Source organism: Pseudomonas sp. F220, from assembly GCF_057813935.1.
On record NZ_JBVASJ010000007.1, the window covers coordinates 103,173 to 120,047 of the forward strand.

18 protein-coding genes and 1 pseudogene are annotated in these 16,875 nt (G+C 57.0%); 5 read left to right on the plus strand and 14 right to left on the minus strand.

The genetic code is table 11. The features are described from left to right. Nucleotides 1-65: 65 nt before the first annotated feature. Nucleotides 66-959 carry a DMT family transporter gene (locus tag ACZYSM_RS09335; protein ID WP_489070985.1) on the plus strand — a complete coding sequence of 298 codons (894 nt, stop codon included), beginning with the start codon at nucleotides 66-68 and terminating at the stop codon, nucleotides 957-959. Nucleotides 960-963: 4 nt separating this feature from the next. On the opposite strand, the gene ACZYSM_RS09340 is transcribed toward ACZYSM_RS09335, so the two are convergent. Next, nucleotides 964-1,674, minus strand: coding sequence for a tRNA-uridine aminocarboxypropyltransferase (locus ACZYSM_RS09340; RefSeq protein WP_489070987.1), 711 nt, complete (start codon nucleotides 1,672-1,674; stop codon nucleotides 964-966). Between the two features lie 189 nt (nucleotides 1,675-1,863). Here ACZYSM_RS09340 and ACZYSM_RS09345 point away from each other — a divergent pair, with 189 nt between their 5' ends. After that, nucleotides 1,864-2,280, plus strand: coding sequence for a quorum-sensing-regulated virulence factor family protein (locus ACZYSM_RS09345; protein ID WP_489070989.1), 417 nt, complete (start codon nucleotides 1,864-1,866; stop codon nucleotides 2,278-2,280). Here ACZYSM_RS09345 and ACZYSM_RS09350 read toward each other — a convergent pair whose 3' ends face one another. Further along, nucleotides 2,281-2,475, minus strand: a complete 195-nt coding sequence (locus ACZYSM_RS09350; protein ID WP_489070991.1) for a hypothetical protein — start codon at nucleotides 2,473-2,475, stop codon at nucleotides 2,281-2,283. A gap of 506 nt (nucleotides 2,476-2,981) precedes the next feature. On the opposite strand from ACZYSM_RS09350, the gene ACZYSM_RS09355 reads away from it, so the two are divergent. Beyond that, the gene (locus ACZYSM_RS09355) at nucleotides 2,982-4,100 is read left to right on the plus strand and encodes an LOG family protein (RefSeq protein ID WP_489070993.1); all 1,119 of its coding nucleotides are present in this window, start codon (nucleotides 2,982-2,984) and stop codon (nucleotides 4,098-4,100) included. A gap of 71 nt (nucleotides 4,101-4,171) precedes the next feature. On the opposite strand, the gene recX is transcribed toward ACZYSM_RS09355, so the two are convergent. The 6 genes and pseudogenes from recX to ACZYSM_RS09385 all read right to left on the minus strand — a co-directional run bounded on the left by recX (nucleotide 4,172) and on the right by ACZYSM_RS09385 (nucleotide 8,011). Then, nucleotides 4,172-4,639, minus strand: a complete 468-nt coding sequence (gene recX / locus ACZYSM_RS09360) for a recombination regulator RecX (protein ID WP_489070995.1) — start codon at nucleotides 4,637-4,639, stop codon at nucleotides 4,172-4,174. A gap of 8 nt (nucleotides 4,640-4,647) precedes the next feature. After that, nucleotides 4,648-5,700, minus strand: a complete 1,053-nt coding sequence (gene recA, locus ACZYSM_RS09365; protein WP_489070997.1) for a recombinase RecA — start codon at nucleotides 5,698-5,700, stop codon at nucleotides 4,648-4,650. Nucleotides 5,701-5,783: 83 nt separating this feature from the next. Beyond that, nucleotides 5,784-6,284 (minus strand): CinA family protein, encoded by a 501-nt coding sequence (locus ACZYSM_RS09370; protein WP_489070999.1) that lies wholly within the window; start codon nucleotides 6,282-6,284, stop codon nucleotides 5,784-5,786. Nucleotides 6,285-6,365: 81 nt separating this feature from the next. Continuing rightward, a pseudogene (locus ACZYSM_RS09375) lies at nucleotides 6,366-6,505 on the minus strand (lysis protein); the annotation flags it as partial. A gap of 121 nt (nucleotides 6,506-6,626) precedes the next feature. Then, nucleotides 6,627-6,974 (minus strand): phage holin family protein, encoded by a 348-nt coding sequence (locus ACZYSM_RS09380; RefSeq protein WP_489071001.1) that lies wholly within the window; start codon nucleotides 6,972-6,974, stop codon nucleotides 6,627-6,629. Between the two features lie 293 nt (nucleotides 6,975-7,267). Next, nucleotides 7,268-8,011, minus strand: a complete 744-nt coding sequence (locus tag ACZYSM_RS09385) for an XRE family transcriptional regulator (RefSeq protein WP_489071003.1) — start codon at nucleotides 8,009-8,011, stop codon at nucleotides 7,268-7,270. Nucleotides 8,012-8,198: 187 nt separating this feature from the next. Between ACZYSM_RS09385 and mutS the strand changes: the two genes are divergently transcribed. Both mutS and fdxA read left to right on the plus strand, forming a co-directional pair. Beyond that, nucleotides 8,199-10,778: a DNA mismatch repair protein MutS gene (gene mutS, locus ACZYSM_RS09390; RefSeq protein WP_489071005.1), complete on the plus strand. Its 2,580-nt coding sequence runs from the start codon at nucleotides 8,199-8,201 to the stop codon at nucleotides 10,776-10,778. A gap of 142 nt (nucleotides 10,779-10,920) precedes the next feature. After that, complete coding sequence (fdxA, locus tag ACZYSM_RS09395) at nucleotides 10,921-11,247, plus strand: ferredoxin FdxA (RefSeq protein WP_489071007.1); 327 nt, start codon at nucleotides 10,921-10,923, stop codon at nucleotides 11,245-11,247. Between the two features lie 494 nt (nucleotides 11,248-11,741). On the opposite strand, the gene rpoS is transcribed toward fdxA, so the two are convergent. The 6 genes from rpoS to ispF all read right to left on the minus strand — a co-directional run bounded on the left by rpoS (nucleotide 11,742) and on the right by ispF (nucleotide 16,862). Beyond that, on the minus strand, nucleotides 11,742-12,746 hold the full coding sequence (gene rpoS / locus ACZYSM_RS09400) for an RNA polymerase sigma factor RpoS (RefSeq protein ID WP_489071009.1): 1,005 nt from the start codon (nucleotides 12,744-12,746) through the stop codon (nucleotides 11,742-11,744). A gap of 105 nt (nucleotides 12,747-12,851) precedes the next feature. After that, on the minus strand, nucleotides 12,852-13,709 hold the full coding sequence (locus tag ACZYSM_RS09405) for a peptidoglycan DD-metalloendopeptidase family protein (RefSeq protein WP_489071011.1): 858 nt from the start codon (nucleotides 13,707-13,709) through the stop codon (nucleotides 12,852-12,854). Nucleotides 13,710-13,919: 210 nt separating this feature from the next. Next, entirely contained in the window at nucleotides 13,920-14,555 is a 636-nt protein-coding gene (locus ACZYSM_RS09410) for a protein-L-isoaspartate(D-aspartate) O-methyltransferase (protein ID WP_419116336.1), read from the minus strand. Between the two features lie 41 nt (nucleotides 14,556-14,596). Beyond that, nucleotides 14,597-15,346, minus strand: a complete 750-nt coding sequence (surE, locus tag ACZYSM_RS09415; RefSeq protein ID WP_489071013.1) for a 5'/3'-nucleotidase SurE — start codon at nucleotides 15,344-15,346, stop codon at nucleotides 14,597-14,599. Beyond that, the gene (gene truD, locus ACZYSM_RS09420) at nucleotides 15,334-16,392 is read right to left on the minus strand and encodes a tRNA pseudouridine(13) synthase TruD (RefSeq protein WP_489071014.1); all 1,059 of its coding nucleotides are present in this window, start codon (nucleotides 16,390-16,392) and stop codon (nucleotides 15,334-15,336) included. The genes surE and truD overlap by 13 nt, the downstream gene beginning before the upstream one ends. Further along, complete coding sequence (gene ispF, locus ACZYSM_RS09425) at nucleotides 16,389-16,862, minus strand: 2-C-methyl-D-erythritol 2,4-cyclodiphosphate synthase (protein WP_489071016.1); 474 nt, start codon at nucleotides 16,860-16,862, stop codon at nucleotides 16,389-16,391. The genes truD and ispF overlap by 4 nt, the downstream gene beginning before the upstream one ends. Between the last annotated feature and the right edge of the window lie 13 nt (nucleotides 16,863-16,875).

Here is a 16,875-nt window from a genome sequence, read left to right on the forward strand (position 1 = left end):
AAGCCGGGGTGGTCAAGCTGGATGCTTTGCGGCAAAGTCATCGGCTAACTAATAAGAGTGCCATCATGCGAAGCCAAGTCTTGCGTGCCGATGTACTGATGCTCGTGACCGCCATGATCTGGGGATCAGGATTTGTCGCACAAACCTCCGGGATGGATCATATCGGTCCTTACCTGTATTCCGGCCTGCGCTTTGCCCTTGGCTCGCTCTGCCTGCTACCGTTGGTGTTACGTGGCAACCGCCATCACACCAAACCAGAGCCTTTGCTTACTCGCGGACTGCTGATGGGTGGGGGGCTGATGGGCCTGGCGCTGGCCCTCGGGATTAACCTCCAGCAAGTCGGCTTGTTATTCACCAGCGTGACCAATGCCGGTTTCATCACCGGCCTCTACGTCATTGTAGTGCCACTATTGGGCCTGATTATTGGCCACAAGACGGGGCCGGGCACCTGGCTCGGTGCAATATTGGCGGTAGCCGGGATGTTTCTGCTCAGCGTCGGCGAGAACTTTCATGTCGCCTCGGGGGACTGGCTACAGCTCATCGGAGCCTTTGTCTGGGGCGGACATGTGGTGTTGGTCGGGGTTTTCGCCAGCCGTCATGACCCGATTCGTCTGGCCTTCCTGCAATTCGCCATGTGCTCAATGGTCAGCCTGATACTGGCGTTTTGCTTTGAGACCTTCCAGTGGAGCGCAATTATCGCTGCCGGCCCGGCCATTCTGTATGGCGGCATCGTTGCAGTGGGCATCGGCTACACACTGCAAGTAATTGCACAAAAGGATGCGATCGCCTCACACGCGGCGATCATCTTTTCGCTGGAAGCTGTCTTCGCAGCCGTTGCCGGTGCCTGGTTGCTCGATGAGTCTTTGCAACTGCGCGGCTATTTCGGTTGTGCATTGATGCTGACGGGTATGCTGGTGGCGCAGCTCTGGCCGAGAAAACCAGCGCTGGTGATTGCCTGATCACTTAGAGAAAAGGTTTCAGACGCGTGTGGGTTTCGTCGTCCGGGTCGATCGCCTGTTGGTACTTCGCCGCCAGATAATGCGTGCTGAACACATCCAGATAAGCGTCCAGCACTTCACTGGCCGGTTGATCCTCGGCCAGCTCCAGGCATAAAGCAGCCACTTCAGCGGTACAGAAGTGATCGTCGCGCTTGGAGCGCCGCAGCTTGTAGCGCGAGAGCTGCTCCGGCTCCAGGCTGAGTACCGGCAAGTGTTCCAGATAAGGACTCTTGCGGAACATCTTGCGCGCTTCACTCCAGGTCGCGTCCAGCAGAATGAATAGCGGACGCTTACCCTCCTCCAGCTTGACCTCGGTCACTACACGCTCCGGCGCGACAAACTCACCTGGAAATACGATGTAGGGCTGCCACTGCGGGTCAGCAATCAGCGCCAGCAACCCCGGTTCGACTTCCGTACGCGACCACGGGAAGGCGCTGGTGTCAGCAATCACATCGGCAATCAGCCAACCGGTATTGCTCGGTTTCAGTGGTTCAACATCATGCATCACCAGGCACATCGCCGATTTGGCCGTCACTTGCGGCCGCCACGCGCACATGCAATGACTGGGAATCACCCGACACCCTGGGCAACGCTCCGCTCGCGAACCACGTGCGACAAAGGGTTTGACTGCACGGGCGAGACGTTGGGCGCGCAAGCGGGAAACGGCGTGGCTCATGACAGACGAAGATGGCAAGGGGAAAGAATCGGCACGAAAAAAACTCGTTTGGGCAAAAAGTCGTCGCAGTTTATCAGAGCGGCCGGCGCAAGCCTGTACCGTCCACACCGGCTCACCTATAATTCGCCGCCACTGAACGCACAGTCGCGTGGCTGGTCGAAGCACCAGTCACTGAACCAGGAGAGTTTCATGCTGCGCTTTATCGTTCCCACCGTTGCCCTTCTGCTGGCGTTGCCATTCAGTGCCCAGGCTGCGTCCAAGCAAGACTTTGAACTGAGCAAGATGCTGGAAAAGGTTGCCGCGGAAAGCAGCGTTGGCACTCCACGCGCCATCAACGAGGACATTCTCGATCAGGGCTATACCGTTGAAGGCAAAGAGCTGATCAACCACCTCAGCGTGCAGGCAAGCCATGCAGAAAAAATGCGCGCAAATCCGCAAGCGGTGTATTTCCAGTTAGGCGCTACCGTCTGCCGTAACGAGAGCTATCGAAAGTTGATGGCCAAGGGGGCGATCATGCGCTACGAATTTACTGAATATAAAACCAACCGCCCGGTAGCCTCTGAGCGTTTCAAAGAATCTGACTGCCTACAGCAGAAGAAAAAGTAATCACTGCTCAGCTGCGCGTCGCTGTTGATCATCGGCGCGCAGCTCTGCCACCAACGCCTGCAAATACTGTGAGCGCCGCTCGGCACCTTCCAGACGTCGACGGCACTCATCGTCAAAGCTCAGATGATTGGCCTCAGCCGCCGATTGCAACAGCCGATACAACTGCGTATCAATTTCCAGAATTACTCTGGTCATTTCAAGCCTCTTTGCATCCGCTGGTTTGCCAATAATTACGCGATCAAATCCTCAGCCCTAATGCCTTGCGTCCTACCCTTGACGCAAAGATGTATTACTGCGGCTGTAACTTAGTAAATCAGAGCCAGCGCAGCCCTGCGCAGGTTCTGACGAGCGGTGAAACTCCGTTGTAAGTCGGCAATAAGCTATTGCCAGCCAAGACTTTCCAGGCCCATGATCAAGTCAGCACAAATCGCCGAGAGGGTCTAGATTCAGAATATTCCTGTTAATTTTTCAGGGCAAAAATGGGGGTTGCCCAACAGCGTCTTGCAGTGCGAATGTTCCTTTCATCCAAGGAATAAACAGAACCTGTATGGATGACTCGATCGCCACATCAGTGCTTCAGGTCCTGTCGGGTCAGGTGTAGTGCTCAGGCGATAATCTGGGCTGACAGCGATGCATGCAGTGTCGTGGCGCTGGCGAATATCTCGCCCGTGCGAAGGGTTCTGTGCAGAAGGAGAAGTTGAATGCCTTACGAACCGAATGACCTCCTAAGCCGTCATTTTCAAAGCAACGGCAGCGACCTCACCAGCAAGGTCGAAGAGCAACTCAACCTGGTTGCACCCAATAGCCCGAACATCCCGATTTACCGCGACATGATGTTGACTGTCTTGCGCATGGCCCAGGAAGACCACAATCGCTGGAATGCCAAGATCACCCTACAAGCCCTGCGCGAACTAGAGCACGCCTTCCGTGTGTTGGAGCAGTTCAAAGGTCGGCGCAAGGTCACGGTCTTTGGCTCGGCACGTACGCCGATCGAACACCCCCTCTACGGTCTGGCCCGGGAACTCGGTGCGACATTGGCTCGCTCGAACCTGATGGTCATCACGGGCGCAGGCGGAGGCATCATGGCCGCCGCTCATGAAGGCGCTGGTCTCGAACACAGCCTTGGATTCAATATCACTCTGCCATTCGAGCAGCATGCGAATCCAACCGTCGAAGGCACAGCCAACCTGCTGCCTTTCCACTTTTTCTTTACCCGCAAGCTGTTTTTCGTCAAAGAGGCCGACGCTCTAGTGCTTTGCCCTGGCGGCTTTGGCACGCTGGACGAAGCGTTGGAAGTACTGACGCTGATCCAGACCGGCAAAAGCCCGTTGGTACCCGTAGTGCTGTTGGACGCGCCGGGCGGTAGTTTCTGGCAAGGCGCTCTGGACTTTATTCGCAATCAACTGGAGGACAATCGCTACATTCTTCCCAGCGATATGAAACTGATTCGCCTGGTGTATAGCGCCGATGAAGCAGTGCAGGAAATCAACCAGTTCTACAGCAACTTCCACTCCAGCCGCTGGCTGAAGCATCAGTTTGTGATCCGCATGAACTACAAACTAAGCGAACAGGCGCTTGAGCACATGCAAAAGGCCTTTGCCGACCTTTGCCTGAGCGATCACTTTCATCAACACGCTTACAGTGGAGAGGAACACGACGAAGCACAGTTCAGCCACCTGGCGCGACTCTCGTTCACCTTCAACGCCCGCGATCACGGTCGTCTGCGTGAACTGGTCGACTTCATCAACCTGCCGGAAAACTGGGCCAAGACTCAGACCAAGACGCAACAACGCGTACGGGAACCCATCAAGGTCACTTGATCGACAAGCAATTCAGTGGTTCGCGCCCTCTAAAGTTCTCTAGATACAGGCAGTGGGGCGAGCCACAACAGTCAGTCATCCATCCCACGGCCGCTCAACAAGCGGCCGATCATTTCCATTGAATAACCCCGATAACTCAGAAAACGGCCTTGTTTGGCACGCTCGCGGACGTCTATCGGCAAATGCCCGGCAAACTTGCGACGCCAGGTATCTTCCAGTTGCTCTTGCCAACTGATACCGCACTCACGCAAGGCGAGCTCAATATCGGCACGCTGCAGGCCGCGCTGGCTCAACTCTTCGCGAATGCGCAAAGGGCCATAACCGGAACGGGCACGGTAGGAAACAAAGCTTTCGAGGTAACGGGATTCGGACAGCAGGCCCTCTTCCGTCAGACGGTCAAGTGCAGTGTCGATCATTTCAGGAGAAGCGCCGCGCTGACGCAGCTTACGCGTCAGCTCGACTCGACCGTGCTCGCGTCGCGCGAGCAGGTCCATTGCGGTTCGCCGCACCGCGACGAGTGTATCGAGTACGACGGTCATCGGATCAATCAGATATCAGCGTCGGCCAGATCATCAACAGTCTCGCGGGTCGCATTGGCTTTCACGTCCGGCGCTGGGGTCAGCAACTTGTCGCGGATCTGCTTTTCAAGGGCTGTGGCAATGTCCGGATTGTCCTGCAGGAACTTGGCCGAGTTGGCCTTGCCCTGACCGATCTTGCTGCCATTGTAGGCATACCAGGCTCCGGATTTTTCCACGAAACCATGCAGTACGCCGAGGTCGATCATCTCGCCGTTCAGGTAGATACCCTTGCCGTAGAGAATCTGGAACTCTGCCTGACGGAACGGCGGAGCCACTTTGTTCTTGACGACTTTGACGCGAGTTTCGCTACCGACGACTTCGTCACCTTCTTTCACCGCGCCAGTACGACGGATGTCCAAACGAACCGAAGCATAGAACTTCAGCGCGTTACCACCGGTGGTGGTTTCCGGGCTGCCGAACATCACGCCGATTTTCATACGGATCTGGTTGATGAAGATAACCAGGCAGTTGGCGTTCTTGATGTTACCGGTGATTTTACGCAGCGCCTGGGACATCAGACGGGCTTGCAGGCCCACGTGCATGTCGCCCATTTCGCCTTCGATCTCGGCTTTTGGCACCAGTGCTGCCACGGAGTCGATGACGATCACGTCGATGGCGTTGGAGCGCACCAGCATGTCGGTGATTTCCAGCGCTTGCTCACCGGTGTCCGGTTGGGAAACCAGCAGGTCGTCAACGTTGACGCCCAGTTTGCCGGCGTATTCCGGGTCCAGTGCGTGCTCGGCGTCGACGAAGGCGCACGTGGCGCCCATCTTCTGTGCCTGAGCAATCACGGAGAGAGTCAGGGTGGTTTTACCAGAAGATTCCGGACCGTAGATTTCAACGATACGGCCTTTTGGCAGACCGCCAATGCCGAGTGCGATGTCCAGACCCAGAGAGCCAGTGGAGATAGCCGGGATCGCCTGACGGTCGTGATCGCCCATACGCATTACGGCACCCTTGCCGAATTGACGTTCGATCTGACCCAGGGCCGCAGCCAAGGCTTTCTTCTTGTTGTCGTCCATTAAAGTCCTCACGTAATCAATAAGGCCTGACGGCCAACACCTGTATAAGTAGCCAGTATTATTCCACAGCGTTTGAGGATCGCCTACCCCTGATTTGAGATTTCTCCCGCGGCATGCTGCAGCAGCCCCTCTAGCGCGGCCTTCACCGTTTGTCGGCGGACTTCATCGCGGCTGCCGGGGAAGTACCGGCATTCGGTATTGACCGCCTCGCCCACCCCCCAGGCCAGCCACACAGTACCCACCGGCTTCTGCGGCGAGCCGCCGTCCGGCCCCGCCACACCGCTGACGGCCACTACGAAATGTGCGCGGCTTTTGTCTTGTGCACCACGAACCATGGCCTCGACCACTTCACGACTGACCGCACCCACTTGAGCGAACAACTCAGTGGGTACATTCAATAGCTGGGTTTTCTGACGATTGGAGTAGGTGACATAACCGGCTTCGAACCAGGCCGAGCTGCCCGGAATGCGGGTAATGGCCTCGGCGATTCCGCCACCAGTGCAGGACTCGGCGGTGCTGACATGCGCATTCAGAACCTGCAATCGCCTGCCAAGTTCAGCGGCAAGCTGGGTGATTTCGTCCATGGTCCTCTCCTGATCTGGCTGACGTGAGGCCTACCGTACACGAGCGTATCGCGCTTGCAAGACGCTTGCTCGGTCAAAATGTTAACGGACGATGGCTCTGACATAAGCCTGACAGCCCTTCAAGGCAATCAGTCTCTGATCGTCTGCGTCGGTGATGCCGATAATTCGTTGAGCATGTCCAGGGGCAAGTAGGGCTCGCGCGCCCCATGAACCACGCTGCCGGTGGTGGCGCTCGGGGGCGGTTAAATAAAGGGGGGATTGCCGTCAATAGCCCGCATCCTTGCGGGCCGGGATCATTGCCCCAAGACTGCCCATCCGTTGGTCCTGGATCCTGAAAGCTATCTAGTGATCCTGACTGGAATCACGCGGTGGCACTTCGCACACACCGAGCTTCCTCACGGCCCACCGCTCATACAGCCCAATGGCCACATCGGCGCCGGCCATGGCGGTGAGGCAACCGAATGCACACGCGGTCCAGATCGACACACCGGCGGCGTACAACAGCATGACCGCCGAGACGCCGCAGACCATGCAGGCCCCGGAGCGCAATGCCAGACGCCGAACCAGTGACCAGCCGCGGGCGCCCTCCTTGTCGGCGCGCCACATCTCGCCGGACACCCCACCGACCAGCGCCAGGACGATGACCAGCCAGATCGGCATGTCCAGCAACGCTTGGTGCTCGTTTGTCATGTCACGCCTCCTGAATTGAATAGAGTCAACGGGTTGGTTGGGTGATGAGTCGAATGGTTGAGGCCAGCTCATCACTGCCTTTACCGTGGTACTAAAGAGCATCGCTGCTAGCCGCTGCTGGGCGGCTAAGACAAAGAATATACATGGATGCATATACAGTCAATGCATAAGTGCAATTATTTACGCACCATAAAATGCACCAGCGCATAGACACCACACAAGCAAAGGCTGAGGCTGTTTTCTGCGGGCGAAAAAAAGCCCGCTCGGTGGCGGGCTATCTGACAGAGGCAAGGTTAACGGGCGTACATGCCCCACCAGAAGACGTGACCAAGGATGGTGATCTGCTCTTCCTGGATTTCCTGGAAGGTGTAGTCCTCGTCGGGGTGCTCGTCGCGGTTGAAGCTGCGCAAACGAATCCCGGAAGGTAGGCGGTAGAGCTGCTTCACTCGCAGCTGGCCGTTATGGTTGATCGCATAAAGGTCGCCGTCGACTATATCGCCGATCCCGCACTTGCCCGCGTTGACCCCGACCGTGGCACCGTCACGCAGCACCGGCAGCATGCTGTTACCGCGAACAGTCACGCACTTGGCCTGGTCAAACTGCACACCGTTATGCCGCAGGCTTCGTTTGCCGAAGCGCAGGCTGGCCTTCTCGCTTTCCTCGATGACGAATCTTCCTGATCCAGCAGCCAATTCAACCTCGCGAAGAAAGGGGATCGACACCTCGTCGTCATCGACGGGGGTATCGTCATCCCACAGGCTTATATCCTTGAGTTCCGAATGCACCTCGTCGCGTGCCTCCCCTTTGGCCGACGCAACATCCGCGCGCCCGCGCAATTGATCGGTGCTCATACGGAAGTACTCGGCGATCCGCGAGATGTGCTTATCCGAAGGATCGACGATCTTGCCGCTGAGAATGCGCGAGAGAGTGGATTGAGGCACGCCGGTTCGACGGTGAAGCTCCGTGGGGGAGATCCCGTCGCGATCGAGCAGCTCTCTTAAGACAGTAGAAACATTGCGTTTTTGCATAACGCGCATATTGAAGGCTCTTTGTGTCGATGACAAATGCCGTTTTGCATAATTTATGCATAAATATTCAGAAATGACTTACCGCTTCATGCCTGCGGAGGGCGGACCGCCCATGGTAACCTTGCGCCCATCGCGAAAAAGCTGGGCCCCATGGTCCCTTTGCCTCACCACTTTCAACGAATCCGCCTGATACCCAATGAGTAAAAATACCTCCGACCTGTCCTCCCACACGCCAATGATGCAACAGTACTGGCGCCTGAAGAACCAGCACCCTGATCAGTTGATGTTCTACCGCATGGGTGACTTCTACGAGATCTTCTACGAAGACGCGAAGAAAGCCGCCAAGTTGCTGGACATCACGCTGACCGCGCGCGGGCAGTCGGCAGGACAGGCGATTCCGATGTGTGGGATTCCTTACCACGCAGCCGAAGGCTACCTGGCGAAACTGGTGAAGCTCGGCGAGTCGGTGGTGATCTGTGAGCAAGTCGGCGACCCGGCGACCAGCAAAGGCCCGGTGGACCGGCAGGTGGTGCGTATCATTACTCCGGGTACGGTCAGTGATGAAGCGCTGCTCGACGAGCGTCGAGACAACCTGATTGCGGCGGTACTGGGCGACGAGCGTCTGTTCGGCTTGGCTGTGCTGGACATCACCAGCGGCAACTTCACCGTTGTGGAAATCAAAGGCTGGGAGAACCTGCTCGCAGAGCTGGAGCGCGTCAACCCGGTTGAACTGATGATCCCGGATGATTGGCCAAAGGATCTCCCGGCCGAGAAGCGCCGTGGCGTACGTCGCCGTGCGCCGTGGGATTTCGAGCGGGATTCGGCGCTCAAAAGCCTCTGCCAACAATTTTCCACCCAAGACCTGAAAGGCTTCGGTTGCGAGAACCTGACCCTGGCGATTGGTGCCGCAGGTTGTCTGCTCAGCTACGCCAAAGAAACCCAGCGCACCGCCCTGCCACACTTGCGCAGCCTGCGCCACGAACGCCTTGACGACACAGTGGTGCTGGACGGCGCGAGCCGCCGCAATCTGGAGCTGGACACCAATCTCGCCGGCGGACGCGACAATACCCTGCAATCGGTGGTCGACCGTTGCCAGACAGCCATGGGCAGCCGCCTGTTGACGCGCTGGCTGAATCGTCCGCTGCGTGACTTGCAAGTACTGCAGGCACGGCAGACCTCGATCACCTGCCTGCTGGATAGTTATCGCTTTGAAAAGCTGCAACCGCAGCTGAAAGAAATCGGCGATATCGAACGAATTCTCGCCCGTATCGGCCTGCGCAACGCCCGTCCACGAGACCTTGCGCGCCTGCGCGATGCGCTGGGTGCGTTGCCGGAACTGCAAGTGGCCATGACCGAGCTCGAGGCCCCCCACCTCAACCAACTGGCAGGGACCACCAGCACTTATCCTGAGCTCGCAGCCCTGCTGGCAAAAGCCATAATCGACAACCCGCCTGCGGTGATCCGCGACGGTGGTGTATTGAAAACCGGTTACGACGCCGAGCTGGATGACCTGCAATCGCTGAGCGAAAACGCCGGGCAGTTCCTGATCGACCTCGAAGCACGGGAAAAAGCCCGTACCGGGCTGGCCAACCTGAAAGTCGGTTACAACCGGATTCACGGCTATTTCATCGAATTGCCGAGCAAGCAGGCTGAACAGGCACCAGCGGACTACATCCGCCGCCAGACCCTCAAAGGTGCCGAGCGCTTTATCACCCCGGAGCTCAAGGCCTTCGAAGACAAAGCCTTGTCCGCCAAGAGCCGCGCACTGGCTCGCGAGAAGATGCTCTATGAAGCCCTGCTCGAGAACCTGATCGGCCACCTGCCGCCGCTGCAAGATACTGCTGCGGCATTGGCCGAGCTGGATGTGCTGAGCAACCTGGCTGAGCGTGCACTGAACCTGGACCTGAACTGCCCACGCTTCGTCAGCGAGCCTTGCATGCGCATCACTCAGGGTCGTCACCCGGTGGTCGAGCAAGTACTGACCACGCCATTCGTGGCCAACGATTTGAGCCTGGATGACAACACCCGGATGCTGGTGATCACCGGTCCGAACATGGGCGGTAAATCCACTTACATGCGACAAACTGCGTTGATCGTGTTGTTGGCGCATATTGGCAGTTTCGTACCGGCCGCCAGTTGCGAGCTGTCCCTGGTTGATCGCATCTTCACCCGTATCGGCTCCAGCGATGACCTGGCCGGTGGACGTTCGACCTTCATGGTCGAAATGAGCGAAACCGCGAATATCCTGCACAACGCCACCGAGCGTAGTCTGGTGCTGATGGACGAAGTCGGTCGCGGTACCAGCACCTTTGACGGCCTGTCCCTGGCGTGGGCTGCAGCCGAGCAATTGGCACATCTGCGGGCCTACACGCTGTTCGCCACCCACTACTTCGAACTGACGGTGCTGCCAGAAAGCGAACCATTGGTGGCCAACGTTCACCTCAATGCCACCGAGCACAACGAACGGATCGTCTTCCTGCACCACGTTCTGCCTGGGCCAGCCAGTCAAAGCTACGGCCTGGCAGTAGCGCAACTGGCCGGCGTGCCGACGGACGTGATCGTGCGGGCTCGTGAGCATCTGAGCCGCCTGGAAACCACTAGTCTGCCCCATGAAGTTCCACGTCCTGTAAAGGGCAAGCAATCCGCCCCACAGCAAAGCGATATGTTCGCCAGCCTGCCCCATCCAGTGCTGGATGAACTGGCCAAGCTCGATCTGGATGACTTGACTCCGCGCAGAGCGCTAGAAATGCTCTATACATTGAAGACACGGATCTAACGCACAAGCCTGCAAGCTGTTAGAATCTCGCGCGGTTTGGGATGCTGCTGGCTATTAGCCTGACCAGCAGACTATCGCTCCCGAACCTGGCGACCCCACCCTGAAGGGGCTCCGCCGCCGCCGCCTGAGGAGAGAATTAGAAATGACCTTCGTCGTCACCGACAACTGCATCAAGTGCAAGTACACCGACTGCGTAGAAGTCTGTCCGGTGGACTGCTTTTACGAAGGCCCGAACTTCCTGGTGATTCACCCGGATGAGTGCATTGACTGCGCGCTTTGCGAGCCAGAATGCCCTGCTGTGGCTATCTTCTCCGAAGATGAAGTCCCGGAAGAGTTGCAAGAGTTCATTCAGTTGAACGTTGAGCTGGCCGAAATCTGGCCCAACATCACTGAGAAAAAAGAATCGCTGCCAGACGCTGAAGAGTGGGATGGTGTGAAGGGCAAGATCAAAGACCTCGAACGCGGATAATCACCGCGCCCCCGAAAAGGCCCCTTGCGGGCCTTTTTGCTTTGTAGGCAGGCAAAAAAAAGGGGCGGTATGACCCGCCCACATTTTTTCCCTAGTCCCTGTGTTCCTTCTCATCGTCCTGATGAATCGCTTCCTGCAATGTCCTTAACCATCGTCCCTGATGGCTGTGTCTATCCTTTGACACAGTGCCGATAGTAGAGAGTTCCCCAGCAAGAGCAATCGCACATCCCAGGGGAAAGGGTGAGCACGCTGCCGCCAAGTTGCTAAAAAAATCCTTTTAAATCAATCAAATAATAAAAAACAACAACACTAATGGATGCCTGCCTCGAGGCAAAAAAACCGAACACTTACAAAATAGTAGGCCAAGGCTTACACCAGCAAAAGACTAAACAGGGGATGGTGACAGGACGCTGTCCTGCCCATCAGCTTTCTTGAGCGCAATAAAAAACCCCGAACCAGTCGAGGTTTTTTATTGCCGGATGAACGCGTTCCAGTTACTGGAACAGCGACTCACTCGACAGGCCGTTCTTCTCAAGAATTTCTCTAAGGCGCTTGAGGCCTTCAACCTGAATCTGTCTGACCCGCTCGCGGGTCAGGCCAATCTCCAGGCCTACATCTTCCAGAGTGCTGCTCTCGTGGCCGCGCAACCCGAAGCGGCGTATCACCACCTCTCGTTGTTTGTCGGTCAGCTCCGAGAGCCACTGGTCAATACTTTGCGACAGATCATCGTCCTGAAGCAACTCGCAAGGGTCGGTTGGACGGTCATCAGTCAGGGTGTCCAGCAGGGTTTTATCCGAATCCGGACCCAGTGAGACGTCGACCGAAGAAACCCGCTCATTGAGGCCCAGCATGCGCTTGACCTCACCTACCGGTTTTTCCAGCAGGTTGGCGATTTCTTCAGGGGAAGGTTCATGATCGAGCTTTTGTGTCAGCTCACGTGCTGCCCGCAGGTAGACGTTGAGTTCTTTGACCACATGGATCGGCAACCGGATGGTCCGGGTCTGATTCATGATCGCGCGCTCGATGGTCTGACGAATCCACCAGGTTGCGTAGGTCGAAAAGCGGAAGCCGCGTTCCGGATCAAACTTCTCCACTGCGCGGATCAAGCCGAGGTTGCCCTCTTCGATCAGATCGAGCAACGACAGCCCGCGATTGACATAGCGTCGAGCGATTTTCACTACCAGCCGCAGGTTGCTTTCAATCATGCGCTTGCGCCCAGCCGGATCGCCACTCTGCGACAAACGCGCAAAATGAACTTCTTCTTCTGGAGAGAGCAATGGGGAAAAGCCGATTTCATTGAGATACAACTGGGTCGCATCGAGCGCCCGCGTGTAATCAATGTACTTGTGTTGCTTTAGTGAAGCGGAGTGTTTGGATTTGGCGCGAACTGAAGGTGCAGCAAATCCCTCATTCGACATCGAATCCGTAGCGACGCCAGTCTCCATAAGGAGAACCTCATCGTCGATGTCAAACTCCGGCACTTCTTTACTGAGAGCCATTGTTATAGTCCTTTGGTGAGTTCGACCTCAAGCTCAAGCGACGCCTTTATCCTTGGCAGCGCTGGAGCCTGTTCCTACTACGCGAAGGAACAGGCTGGTAACGGATCAACGACGTGGCAGGAATTGCAACGGATCTACAGGTTTACCCTGACGGCGAATCTCAAAGTGCAGTTTCACCCGGTCTGTACCAGTTGACCCCATTTCGGCAATTGTCTGTCCGACTTTGACCTGCTGCCCCTCCCGAACCAACAGCCTACGGTTATGGCCGTAAGCACTTACGTAGGTATCGCTGTGTTTGATGATGACTAACTCGCCGTAGCCCCGCAAGCCACTCCCGGCGTAAACAACCGTCCCATCAGACGCAGCTAAAACAGGCTGTCCCAAATCTCCGGCGATATCAATGCCTTTATTCAAACTGCCGTTTGAAGAGAATTTTCCAATCAGGATGCCGCTGGAAGGCCACCCCCAACCGGTCGGAGCAGGCCCTGCTGGCGGAAGCGGAGCAGGTGCCGGCTTGCTTGCAGCACTGGCTGTAGCGCCGGCTGTGGTGTCGACTGCAGTGCCGACCGGACGACGAATTACCGTGAATTTACTGGAAGAGGAAGGTGTTGAATTCGATGTTGAAACGACGGTTGTCGGTGTTGAACCTGAACGGCCGTCGAAGCGAATCGTCTGACCCGGATGAATCGTATAAGGCTCAGGAATATTGTTGCGTGCCGCCAGGGCCTTGTAGTCCCAACCATAGCGAAAAGCGATCGAGAACAACGTATCGCCGCGGCGAACGACATATTGGCCAGTCGTCACGACCGGCTTCTGGGGCGCCGCGTTATTGCGATCAACCACCTGCGCTCCACCCGAAGGGTTGCTGGAGCACGCAACCAACATGGAACTCAAGACAAGGCCAATCACCAGTCGCTGAAAGCTTGTTATACCCATACGCTGCGCAATGACTGTGAGACTCACCCGCCGCTCCCTTTGTGGTGGCTGATAATAAAGATTGCCTGTTCAGGCCTGGAATGTCGCAAGTATAACCGGCCGCTCACTCTTTACCGCTGGCAAAGCGAAATCGAGAGAAGCACACGACTGCTGACCGACGTTCAATAGCGTTTATTTGAATAGCCCCGCTGTAAGACAAACGCTATCAAGCAGAATTCATCGCGATTAAACAAAAGTTCAAGCCAATGGACCGTTGAGCAAAGGCACAAAGCGTACAGCGCCCAAAACCTGCCGAGAAAAGCCCTGCTCTTCACGGATGATCAGCATCAGTTGCTGTACCTCACCAGCGCCAACCGGGATCACCAAACGCCCCCCAGGGGCCAGTTGATCGAGCAAGGCTTGAGGGACATCGGTGGCAACGGCGGTGACGATGATGCCGTTATACGGTGCCAGCGCCGGCCAACCTTCCCAGCCATCCCCCCAACGAAACACCACATTACGCAGGTTCAATTCGACCAAGCGTTCCTTGGCGCGATCTTGCAGTACTTTGATCCGTTCGACCGAGAACACACGCTCAACCAGTTGCGACAGGACCGCTGTTTGATAGCCGGACCCGGTGCCAATCTCCAGAACTTTGTCCAAGGGACCCGCCGCCAACAACAGCTCGCTCATGCGAGCCACCATATAGGGCTGGGAAATTGTCTGGTTATGGCCAATCGGCAATGCGGTGTCTTCATAGGCGCGGTGCGCCAGCGCCTCATCGACGAAGAGATGACGCGGGGTACGACGGATTACTTCCAACACCTGAGCGTTAGTCAGTCCCTCTTCGTACAGCCGCTGAATCAAACGCTCGCGAGTTCGTTGAGAGGTCATACCGATACCTCGACGCAACAGGTCGTCTTGTTCACGTCCCATCAACTCAACCCCTCCAGCCAACCATCGATACTTCTGAAGGCATCATTGAAGGTGCGATCGAGCTGCAACGGGGTGATCGAAACATAACCTTGCATCACCGCATGAAAGTCAGTGCCCGGGCCGCCGTCTTCGGCATCGCCGGCAGCCGCGATCCAGTAACCGGCATTGCCTCGTGGGTCGACCACTTTCATCGGCGCCGCAGCACGGGCGCGATGGCCCAAGCGAGTCAGCTGAATGCCACGAATGTGATCAAGTGGCAGATTAGGAATATTCACATTCAGCACGGTACGCGGCGGCAAATCCAGCAGGGCTTGAGCCTCTACCAGTTTGCGCGCGAAGTACGCGGCGGTCGACAGGTTCTCGACCTGACGCGACACCAGCGAAAAGGCAAAGGACGGACGCTCGAGAAAACGCCCTTCGAGTGCCGCCGCGACAGTACCGGAATACAGCACGTCGTCACCCAGGTTGGCGCCCAGGTTAATCCCTGAAACCACCATGTCCGGCTCGCGTTCCAATAGGCCATTGAGGCCCAGATGAACACAATCGGTGGGTGTTCCATTGATGCTGATAAAGCCGTTTGCCAAGGTTTGCGGGTGCAACGGACGGTCGAGCGTCAGCGAGCTGCTGGCGCCACTTTTGTCTTGATCCGGGGCGATAACCACGCACTCGGTGTAATCCGCCAGCGCAGCATAAAGCGCGGCGAGACCGGGTGCTGTCACCCCATCGTCGTTAGAAATCAGAATACGCATGGGCTGTCCGTCTGCCCCACCGGCACCAGATCGACGAGTTCGCGCACTAATACAGTCGCGAAGCATCCGGCCGGCAGGACGAATTCCAATTGCAGAATGTCAGGCTCGGGATAATGCCACGTCAATCCGCCAATGGGCAGCCGCAGGATGCGTCGTTCGTGGCTCATTCCGGCGTTGACCAACCAATCGCGCAGATCGGCTTCACGGGCTGCGACTTCCTGCTCAAGGACATGCGTGGCACCCGTCGCAGGTGAATCGCCTTCGCCCCACTGCGGCCCGGTCGGGTGCAGATCAAGAATAGCCAAACGCGGATCGCTGCATTCCGCTTCACCTGCCGGGAAAAAGCTGCGGCTATCGGTGAACGCGAGCAAATCGCCAACCTGCGCTCGCTGCCAACTGCCATCGGCAACACGCGCCGCCAGCACCTGATTGAACAAATAGCTGCGGGCGGTGGAGAGCAGTCGGGAACGCACATTGCGTTGTTCTGGCAGAGCCTTGCGAGCGGCCCAGTCACGAGCATCGACCACATTACCGCCATGATGGCCGAAGCGTTGGGCGCCAAAATAGTTTGGAATACCCTGCTTGGCGATCAGTTGCAGACGCTCTTCGATTGCGGCTTTGTCACCGGCGAACTGAGTCAAACGCAGGGTAAAACCATTAGCCGCATGGGCACCGCGTTGTAACTTGCGTTTATGCCGAGCGCTTTTCAGAATTTTCAGCGTGTCGTTTTCAGCCGCCGACAGATCGGGGTCAGCCTTGCCAGGCAGTTGCAGGCTGAACCATTGCCGGGTCAGCGCCTGACGATCCTTCAGCCCTGCATAACTCACGGTGCGAAGCGGCACACCTGCAGCCTTGGCAATGCGCCGGGCCGCATCTTCGGTATTCAGGCCGCGTTTTTCCACCCATAACCACAGGTGTTCACCGTCACCGCTCAAGGGAATATCCAGCACTTCGTCGACCTGAAAATCTTCAGCCGTCGCTTTCAGTACCGCCGTTCCAAGCGCTTCGCCATAGGCGCGCGGGCCAAGCAATTGCAGTTCATTCATGCTCGCAGCAACAAGGCAACGGAGTGCACGGCAATGCCTTCTTCGCGACCGACAAAGCCGAGCTTTTCGGTGGTGGTAGCTTTCACGTTCACTTGATCCAACTCAACTTGAAGATCCGCGGCAATCAGCGCGCGCATCGATTCGATATGCGGAGCCATTTTTGGCGCCTGGGCAACGATGGTGTTATCGACGTTGGCGACTTTCCAGCCTTTGGACTGAACCAAAGCAACGACGTGACGCAGCAGCGCACGACTGTCAGCACCTTTGAATTGCGGGTCTGTGTCCGGAAAGTGTTTGCCGATGTCACCCAACGCGGCAGCACCGAGCAACGCATCGCTCAGGGCGTGCAGCAAGACGTCACCGTCGGAGTGGGCGAGCAGCCCGAAGCCGTGTGCAATCCGCACGCCGCCCAGAGTGATGAAATCGCCTTCAGCGAAACGGTGCACATCATAGCCGTGGCCAATACGCATAAAAAAACGCCCC

Coding starts and splice junctions, on each gene's coding strand:
- rpoS (WP_489071009.1), bottom strand. CDS start 12,746: ATGGCTCTCAGTAAAGAAGTGCCGGAGTTTGACATCGACGATGAGGTT.
- recX (WP_489070995.1), bottom strand. CDS start 4,639: ATGACCGTCGTACTCGATACACTCGTCGCGGTGCGGCGAACCGCAATG.
- ACZYSM_RS09335 (WP_489070985.1), top strand. CDS start 66: ATGCGAAGCCAAGTCTTGCGTGCCGATGTACTGATGCTCGTGACCGCC.
- ACZYSM_RS09340 (WP_489070987.1), bottom strand. CDS start 1,674: ATGAGCCACGCCGTTTCCCGCTTGCGCGCCCAACGTCTCGCCCGTGCA.
- ACZYSM_RS09355 (WP_489070993.1), top strand. CDS start 2,982: ATGCCTTACGAACCGAATGACCTCCTAAGCCGTCATTTTCAAAGCAAC.
- ACZYSM_RS09410 (WP_419116336.1), bottom strand. CDS start 14,555: ATGACCTCTCAACGAACTCGCGAGCGTTTGATTCAGCGGCTGTACGAA.
- truD (WP_489071014.1), bottom strand. CDS start 16,392: ATGAATGAACTGCAATTGCTTGGCCCGCGCGCCTATGGCGAAGCGCTT.
- fdxA (WP_489071007.1), top strand. CDS start 10,921: ATGACCTTCGTCGTCACCGACAACTGCATCAAGTGCAAGTACACCGAC.
- surE (WP_489071013.1), bottom strand. CDS start 15,346: ATGCGTATTCTGATTTCTAACGACGATGGGGTGACAGCACCCGGTCTC.
- recA (WP_489070997.1), bottom strand. CDS start 5,700: ATGGACGACAACAAGAAGAAAGCCTTGGCTGCGGCCCTGGGTCAGATC.
- ACZYSM_RS09345 (WP_489070989.1), top strand. CDS start 1,864: ATGCTGCGCTTTATCGTTCCCACCGTTGCCCTTCTGCTGGCGTTGCCA.
- ACZYSM_RS09385 (WP_489071003.1), bottom strand. CDS start 8,011: ATGCGCGTTATGCAAAAACGCAATGTTTCTACTGTCTTAAGAGAGCTG.
- ACZYSM_RS09370 (WP_489070999.1), bottom strand. CDS start 6,284: ATGGACGAAATCACCCAGCTTGCCGCTGAACTTGGCAGGCGATTGCAG.
- ACZYSM_RS09350 (WP_489070991.1), bottom strand. CDS start 2,475: ATGACCAGAGTAATTCTGGAAATTGATACGCAGTTGTATCGGCTGTTG.
- mutS (WP_489071005.1), top strand. CDS start 8,199: ATGAGTAAAAATACCTCCGACCTGTCCTCCCACACGCCAATGATGCAA.
- ispF (WP_489071016.1), bottom strand. CDS start 16,862: ATGCGTATTGGCCACGGCTATGATGTGCACCGTTTCGCTGAAGGCGAT.
- ACZYSM_RS09380 (WP_489071001.1), bottom strand. CDS start 6,974: ATGACAAACGAGCACCAAGCGTTGCTGGACATGCCGATCTGGCTGGTC.